This window comes from Acidovorax sp. HMWF029, from assembly GCF_003060895.1.
Taxonomy (GTDB): Bacteria; Pseudomonadota; Gammaproteobacteria; order Burkholderiales; family Burkholderiaceae_C; genus Acidovorax.
In genome coordinates this window covers 1-6,769 of sequence record NZ_QAIH01000298.1, presented here as the reverse complement: position 1 = coordinate 6,769, position 6,769 = coordinate 1, and the positions used below count along the sequence as shown (strand labels likewise).

The following is a 6,769-nucleotide window of genomic DNA, read 5'->3' as shown; positions in this document are numbered from 1 at the left end:
CAGTTAGCGTGTACTTGGTTCCCACCGTGGTGCTCTTTTCGCTGCCCACCTTGGTGCTCTGGGTCTTACCCACCAGCGTGGCCATCATGGCGCCCACGTTCAGGTTGTAGGCCACGCCCACGTTTTCCATCCGGCCCACGCCCACGTTCTGCAGGTAGGCGATGCCGATGGTCTCTGTCTTGAACTTGCCCACCTTGATGGACCAGTTATTGCCGATCTTGTCCTTCTCGTTCTTGCCCACCGTCTTGGTGCGGTTGATGCCGATCTTGAAAGTCTGGTTGTCGCCGATGTCAACGCTCTCGTTGTGGTCCACCCGCTCAGTCCGGTTGCTGTGAATGGTGATGGTTTCGTCGCCATCTACCTCCTCAGTGCGCCAGCCATGCACCGTGATCTTTTCGTTGCGATCTACAGTCTCGGTACGGTCACGATGGATGGTGTTGGTCTCATCCCGATCAACCGTCTTGCGCCGGTCGTTACCCACCCATTTGTCTTCGTCGTTCTCGACTTCGGTGAGTTGGTCTTTTTGCGCGTGAATCCACAACTGCTCTTGCCCTGCCTTGTCTTCAAAGCGCAGAACGTTGGCATCGCCCGGGCCGTTCTTGAGTCCTGGGCCAGAAGCTCCGCCTTTGCTGGAGCGGGTTTTGATGCCGGTTTGGGTTTGGTTGCCTGGCAATTGCCACGGGGGCATGTTGTCGGCGTTGTAGACCACGCCGACGATGATGGGGCGATCTGGATTAGCGTCGATGTGGTCCACCAGCACTTCCATGCCGATTCGTGGAATCGCAATGGCACCGAAGTTTGACCCCGCCCAGCTGCTGGAAAAGCGCATCCAGCAGCTGGATTTTTCATCCATGGCGCCAATACGGTCCCAGTGGAACTGCACCTTCACGCGGCCAAATTTGTCGCAATAGATCTCTTCCCCGGGGGGGCCTACAACCCACGCAGTCTGCAAGCCCTGCGTGCGTGGCTTAGGCGTTATGCGCGCGGGTCTGTAAGTCCTGCTTGTGGGCAATGCTTCTATGGCAAAGCGCTGTGTGGATCCTTTGCTTGCGTCGCTGACCTGCACGTTTTCAGTGAAGTGGTACGTCACCGAGGTGAGCAGGTACTGAACGTTCTGGTCGCTACGCGGGTAGTTGCGCAAGGTCATGAAGCAGCCGGTGGCGCCCACCAGGTTTCTTGCGTTGCCTTGCGCTGCGATGCGCTCGTGCATAGCTATGTGCTCTTCTACGCGCACCTTGGCGTAGTGCTCTCCATCCGCGTATTCGGTGTACTGACCCGGAAACTCGTAGATTTCAAACGCGTCGTTGGCATGCCCTGGGGGCATCTTGCGCATGGTAGACAGATCGGCGCGCGGCTTTTTAAAGTCAAAATCGTCCGTCAGTACCCGGCCCGATTGCAACCCTTGCGTGAAGTCCCAGTCATCAAGGCTTTCTTCTTTGGCGTGGGCCGCTTTTTCTGGCGGATAGAACGGCAGCCCGCCCCCGTCCATGGGCTCATGGGAGCCAATGGTGTCATCGCAAAAAACGAGTGTGTGGCTGCCGCTCGAATGCTTGAAGTGGAAGTAGATACCGAGGTCTTCTGCCAGGCGGCACACCAGATTGCAGTCGCTCTCAGCGTATTGAACAAGGTACTCCACGGGAGGATAGGCTTTGGTGAGCTTGAACTCCATCGGCTCACCGTACTTCGCGAGCACATCACGAATGATGTCTGGCACGGTCATGTTCTGGAATATCTTGAAGTCGCTCTTGCGTGTGGCCAGCCACAGCCAGGGGCGCATCTCCAAAAAGTAGCTGAACTTGGAGGCGTCTTGACCCCGCATACCAAAGCGGCTGACAACACCGTGCAAGTACCGCTTGCCTCCGCCATCGGTCTCTACCTCAATGGAAGCCGACTTTCCGAGCAGCGCCTTCGGGTCCACGCTCTTGGAGTCGCTGATCACCTGAACATTGAACGCAAACAGCTTGCTGATTTCTTCCGTGCCATGGAGTTGGCGCAGTTGCAGGGTGTCGCCCAGCGGCGTATTGATTTTGGTGCGGCGTTGGCTCATGGGTCGGCGGGAATCAGTGGGACAGGCAAGAACGAGTCCATGCCACGGGGCCGCCGGATGCTAGCAGCGGGGGGCGTCGTGCCCCCGGGCCAAGTTGTTAGAAAGAAGTCGTTTTTTGCAACTGATGGAAACAGTTTGAAATGAGTCATCAAGCGTCTTGGTGAGTGCACAGGCTTTTTGTATCCTTGCGCGCCCAAGAGTCTGGTTTCCTCAATTCCGCCTGGATCTATCGTCGATTTGCACACGTGAACAAGCCGACCACCCCTGACTATTCAGCCGCAGAGCAGCATTTGGCGACGCCAATTTCTTCGCCAACGGAGCCCAAGCTGTATGGCATCTACAGACAAGTGTCCAAGGTGGGCTCGGTGGCTTGGCGCGTCAGCCTAGTGCGTCGCGGACGTTCGTACGCCAGGACGTTCTCAGTAAGGCGCTATGGAAGCAACGAGGCTGCGTTGCAGGCGGCGCTCGCCTACCGCGACAAGTTGGTAAGCGAACACGCCATGGTGAGTCGACGCGAGAACCATGTGATTCTTCGAAGGAACAGCCACTCGGGCGTGCCAGGGGTGAGACTGGATCTATCACGAACGCCAAATAGGTGGGTAGCCGACATCCGCTTGCCCGAGCAAGGCTCGGTTTCACAAACGTTTTGCGTCAAGAAGTTTGGCTACGAACAAGCGTTCGAGTTGGCAAAACAGGCACGCTTACAGATGCTCAATATGGTGGTGGACCAAAAAACCATCCGGGCGAAGTGCGATCCCGTATTGGTCGCCTTGGCACCGCATCGCGTTGTGACGGATGTAGTGGTTCCGCGGACTTCGGATTTCGTCGCACCTGCTTCCCGAACCAGTAGTGACGTGCCTGGGGTGTTCCGCTTTATGTACAAAAGGCGGCGCCCTGACGGTAGCTTGTTAGAGAGCCCAATGTGGGCCGCTGAGTACCGTTGGCCCGACAAAACCATTCTGCGGCGCACCTACTCCATTGCGCGGTTCGGGGAACGAGTTGCCAGGCAGCTGGCGCTTGACCAGCACGCGAGGTGGAAGGAGGCGCCACCTACCAAACCCATCAAAGGGGTCTCGCGCAAGAAGCCCAATGGCAGCAGAAAACCAATCTGCAGCGTGCAACGCAAAATTCAGCGCTCTCGTTCCCATGGCGGCGCTCTGGCGTATTGGCAAGTGATTTACCGCTTTCCCGATGACGGTCATCAGCGTACCGCCACCTTTAGCGTGTCGCTGTATGGAGAAGATGGAGCGTATCGGCGCGCCTTAGAGTGTTGCCAGCAGTGGCAATGCACACCACCCGCGAAACACTCCAACCCAAAGTAGTTAAACCGTATGCCATGTTTTAGCGCTCTGTGCGCGAGTTGCAGCCCCTGCAAGAGTGGCATGGCTGCGGTTTCATGCTGTCGCTGCAAAAGCAGCTCGCACTGAGCGAGCAAGAAAGAGATATGACGGAGTACCTTCGCCCTGGCCCTCTTGGCACGTCTGAGCACGACGCGGCCGGAGAATTTTCCAAGATTCGTTTGAATCGGCCCTCTCATAGCTTCATTGGAAAGGGGCAGGCGCCAGTGCTTTTGGGCACTCACTCCAACGACGACGAGTCGCGACGGCTTCTGAAGCGACATCCTGCGCCTGCTAGGAATATCCCATCAGAACCAGATACTAAAACCACGAAGGCAAAGCCTAAGAACGACGTGGGGCTGTCCCCCACTGCCGATGTGCGGCCCCACTGGGGCAATGAGCCCAGCCTCAAGCGCATCGCCGATACAGATGACAGCGTGAAGGACTGGCTACGCGCCGCGCTTTCAAACCGCAATGAATACCAAACTCCTGGGTTGTGGCTGGCCGCACGACGTGAGGATGGTCTGGACAGCTACGACAACAATCTGGCCGCTGCAGAGCGCTTTGCGATGGCAGCAGAGGGATTTTGGGACGTCTTCCCCGGATCGCAAGCCATGGCCATTGCGGGAAAGCAGATCTTGCAGCAAGCGCGCATGAACATTCCCGGAGCAGAGGCAGTTCTGGGGAAGGCAGGCTCTAGCAATCCAGAGTTCACCGAGAAGTGGGGGCAACTCGGCAACTCGTATCACCAGCTGGGCTTAACGCCACAAGCCGCCTGTGAGGCGGCGTTAACACATAAGTTCTCGCGGTGATGAAGGTGGTAGTGGCTGCAGCCGTCGCGCGCGACGAAAACGGACACCGTGGTTCCAAAGTGGTGTGGCTTCTAGCAGCGCTGTTGCTGCTCTTTGCTGTAGGGTTTGATTTGCTTTTGCAAGCGCCTTTGGCCGGACTGGTGGTGTCGGTGCTTGCGTTGCTGTGGACTGTGGTGGCGCTCGTCACCGGGCTGGTCAAGCGTCAAGGCATTTCCCCCACATTGAGAAAACACACGGTGTCGGCCATTCTCATCGGCACCTACTTCGCCAGTGTGGCCTGCGGTCTCCTGATCAGTCGCTTGGTCCTGAACGAAGCGCAGGCGCTGCGTTTGGACATTCAGCACCGAGCGAAATCAGGCGAGAACAACGACAAACAAGAGGTATACGCCGCCTTCTGTGCTGCGCGTTTGAATGGTCGCTGCGGGTGGATGAACTACCGCATCATCTACTCTCCAGAGACGATGCCTACGGGCGCAAACGTGCCGGGCACCTTGGTGGTGTTTCAGTTCTTCACCGAGAGAGCCAGCATCGCGATTGAAACCGGTGCTGTTGTGGAGCGGCGTAGCGTAGATTGATGTGGCTCCGAATGCTCAAACGCAGCGATTTGCATCGTCATCAATGGCCTGTGAATCGAGGGCTGATGCCTTGTGCAGCATCTTCCTCTTTGAATCTGGCGGTGGCTCCCATGGCATGCCATGTAAGCGAAGTTAAATTGCGCCGTCGTGTGTCGCAAGTTCAAGTATGTGTCGGCATGCAAGATGGGTTGACCCGGCGTCAACCGACGCTCTCACCTATAGTTGGGTCATGGACTCTCGCAGTGACCGTCTCCTCCACATAGGAGCTATGTATCCTCGTCATCGACGTCAAAGCGACCTGCGACGAAGGTGATCGCCTGCCGTCCAGCGAGATGGAAATCATTGAAATCGGCGCGGTGTGGGCGAGGGCCGATAGCTATGTGGTTGAAACCTTCCAGGCGCTGGTGCGACCAGTGGTGCACGCACAACTCACCGCGTTCTTTAAGCAGCTCGCCGGCATCAACCAGTCTGATGTCGATAGTGCTGAGCCGTTTCCAATCGCTGCAGCAAAGGTAGCCGGTTTCGCGCAGCGCTTTCAGTCTGATCCCACCGTATGGGGCAGCTGGGGCAGTTCGATGCCAATCAGCTCGCACGCGATTGCGAACGGCACAGCATCGAGCATCCTCTTGCCGGTTTCGAGCACGTAAACCTCAAGCGCCGTTTCGCCAAGGGCCGCAAGATCAAGGAAGTTGGAATGGCCAGGGCGCTGCAGATGGTCGGCTGCGCGCTGGAGGGTGCGCATCACCGCGGCTTGGACAATGCCAAGAACATCGCCAAACTGTTGCGACACCTTCCGAGCAAGGGCCCTCAAGACACGCTCGTGCCGTCAAATCAGAGAGGTTAGCCACCACGGTCGAGTACTCCGATGCTGCTCGCACCGGGTGCGATGCCAAAGCTCAAGGACAGGTTCGCCTGGAGCACCGCACACATCGCAGATAGCAAGAGACTTCTCACTAGCAGCAGCGACCAAGGGGGTACAAATCGCATCACTTGTTCAAAGGCATAAGAGCAAACCAGGGTTGAAGCGCGGATTCTCGAAACTTCCGTCGCGCTGCAGGTAACCACGCGGGTTGCAAACTACCCGACACCCATGGGTCTCGTAGTCAAACGACGTGTGGGTGTGCCCATGGATCCACAGATTCACACTCTTGAAGAATTCGGGTGGAAGGTCCGACCCAAAAGCCGCACTGGCAGGCTCATTGGCGTACCGCGGATCCGTCGAGAAAGGACTCGGGTAGTGATGGGTTACAACCACGCGAGGCCTTGGCGATTCGGTAGCCAGTTGCTGCGCGAGCCATGCACGGCTGACCCGGTGACGCTCGATGGTCTTGAAAGGGTTGCAACCGGCGATCGCCTTGTAGTCGGCGACGTAACGGCTGGCATTGGTAATTGACTCGCTTTTTCGTCCCAATAGCTCGAAATCGGTCCAGAGTGTTGTCCCGAGGAAGTCCACGCCGCCAATCGTGATCTTGCTGTTCTCCAGGAAGTGAATGCCTCGCTGCTGCGCCGCGTTGCGCATGTCATCCAGAGAGCGTTCCCAGTGGTGGTCGTAAAACTCATGGTTGCCGGCCACCCAGAGAATCGGCTTGTCCTCACCAAACTTGTTGCGCGCCCAGGTCGGAACGAACTCGCCGTCGTGGATGTCACCAGCAAGGATCAACAAGTCACAGGCCTCCAGAGCTTCTGGATCTGGTGTGAACGCGGTGTGCTCCGCATGCAGATCCGATAGCACATAGAGTTTCATTGCCTGCTTCCCTTTAACCAGCGCGAAAGCCAACCCCATCGGTTGACACAAACTGACCGTCTTCGGTCAGATGACCTCGCTCCACTGTCCCATTGGCGTTGGTCCTCACCGCAACGCAAGGATCCTCTGGATCCATGTTTATGCGCACCGGGTGTTAGAGCGGCTAACAAAACGGTGCGAGATGGCGAATGCAGATGACGCAGCAAGCCAGAGAAAGCAGCGCGACATGAATGTCGATCCGGCGTTCGAAGCGA

The 6,769-nt window shown here is 57.3% G+C and carries 6 protein-coding genes and 1 pseudogene; 5 read left to right on the top strand and 2 right to left on the bottom strand.

All coding sequences use genetic code 11. From position 1 onward, the window contains the following. Positions 1 to 2,047 (bottom strand): type VI secretion system Vgr family protein (locus tag DBR12_RS20350; RefSeq protein WP_108618891.1); only part of this gene is annotated, 2,047 nt, incomplete at its 3' end. Between the two features lie 245 nt (positions 2,048 to 2,292). On the opposite strand from DBR12_RS20350, the gene DBR12_RS20345 reads away from it, so the two are divergent. The 4 genes from DBR12_RS20345 to DBR12_RS23295 all read left to right on the top strand — a co-directional run bounded on the left by DBR12_RS20345 (position 2,293) and on the right by DBR12_RS23295 (position 5,418). After that, complete coding sequence (locus DBR12_RS20345) at positions 2,293 to 3,369, top strand: AP2/ERF family transcription factor (protein ID WP_108618890.1); 1,077 nt, start codon at positions 2,293 to 2,295, stop codon at positions 3,367 to 3,369. 74 nt (positions 3,370 to 3,443) lie between these two features. Further along, entirely contained in the window at positions 3,444 to 4,196 is a 753-nt protein-coding gene (locus tag DBR12_RS20340) for a hypothetical protein (protein WP_146185587.1), read from the top strand. Next, a complete protein-coding gene (locus DBR12_RS20335) occupies positions 4,196 to 4,771 on the top strand; it encodes a hypothetical protein (protein WP_108618888.1) in 576 nt (191 codons plus the stop codon). Before DBR12_RS20340 ends, DBR12_RS20335 begins: the two co-directional genes overlap by 1 nt. A gap of 332 nt (positions 4,772 to 5,103) precedes the next feature. Continuing rightward, positions 5,104 to 5,418 (top strand): exonuclease domain-containing protein, encoded by a 315-nt coding sequence (locus DBR12_RS23295; RefSeq protein ID WP_233244975.1) that lies wholly within the window; start codon positions 5,104 to 5,106, stop codon positions 5,416 to 5,418. 347 nt (positions 5,419 to 5,765) lie between these two features. Here DBR12_RS23295 and DBR12_RS20325 read toward each other — a convergent pair whose 3' ends face one another. Then, a complete protein-coding gene (locus DBR12_RS20325) occupies positions 5,766 to 6,515 on the bottom strand; it encodes a metallophosphoesterase (protein ID WP_108618892.1) in 750 nt (249 codons plus the stop codon). A 70-nt stretch (positions 6,516 to 6,585) separates the two neighbouring features. Between DBR12_RS20325 and DBR12_RS23290 the strand changes: the two are divergent. Beyond that, positions 6,586 to 6,769: pseudogene (locus DBR12_RS23290) on the top strand (hypothetical protein); the annotation flags it as partial.

Coding starts and splice junctions, on each gene's coding strand:
- DBR12_RS20340 (WP_146185587.1), top strand. CDS start 3,444: ATGCTGTCGCTGCAAAAGCAGCTCGCACTGAGCGAGCAAGAAAGAGAT.
- DBR12_RS20335 (WP_108618888.1), top strand. CDS start 4,196: ATGAAGGTGGTAGTGGCTGCAGCCGTCGCGCGCGACGAAAACGGACAC.
- DBR12_RS23295 (WP_233244975.1), top strand. CDS start 5,104: ATGGAAATCATTGAAATCGGCGCGGTGTGGGCGAGGGCCGATAGCTAT.
- DBR12_RS20325 (WP_108618892.1), bottom strand. CDS start 6,515: ATGAAACTCTATGTGCTATCGGATCTGCATGCGGAGCACACCGCGTTC.